Source organism: Gallicola sp. Sow4_E12, from assembly GCF_052116305.1.
In the GTDB taxonomy this organism is placed as follows: Bacteria; Bacillota; Clostridia; order Tissierellales; family Peptoniphilaceae; genus JBQKLI01.
The window spans coordinates 1-602 of the sequence record NZ_JBQKLI010000059.1; the positions used below are offsets into that span (position 1 = coordinate 1).

The 602-nt window shown below is 47.0% G+C and carries 1 rRNA gene; it reads left to right on the forward strand.

From position 1 onward, the window contains the following. A 16S ribosomal RNA gene (locus tag ACTQ46_RS11150) occupies positions 1-394 on the forward strand; the annotation flags it as partial. Positions 395-602: the final 208 nt, after the last annotated feature.

The window sequence follows — 602 nt, forward strand, 5'->3', positions numbered from 1 at the left end:
CTAGTTAGACTGCCGATGATAAATCGGAGGAAGGTGGGGATGACGTCAAATCATCATGCCCTTTATGTCCTGGGCTACACACGTGCTACAATGGTCGGTACAGAGGGCAGCAAGACTGTGAAGTTAAGCGAATCTCAGAAAGCCGACCCCAGTTCGGATTGCAGGCTGCAACTCGCCTGCATGAAGTCGGAGTTGCTAGTAATCGCAGATCAGAATGCTGCGGTGAATGCGTTCCCGGGTCTTGTACACACCGCCCGTCACACCACGGGAGTCGACAATACCCGAAGCCAGTGAGCCAACCGCAAGGAGGCAGCTGTCGAAGGTAGGGTCAATGACTGGGGTGAAGTCGTAACAAGGTAGCCGTATCGGAAGGTGCGGCTGGATCACCTCCTTTCTAAGGAGCTATAAAGTTCTATGTTATTTCTTTTATGTTTATGGTTTTAACAAAATATTTAAAGGGTTTATTTTTTTCTAAATCTTTTGAAATACATGCACATTGAAAACTGAATCTGTAGTAAAAGAAAGAGAAATAGATATTTCTGGTCAAGCAACGAAGGGCATAGGGTGAATGCCTTGGCACTAGTGGCCGATGAAGGACGCGA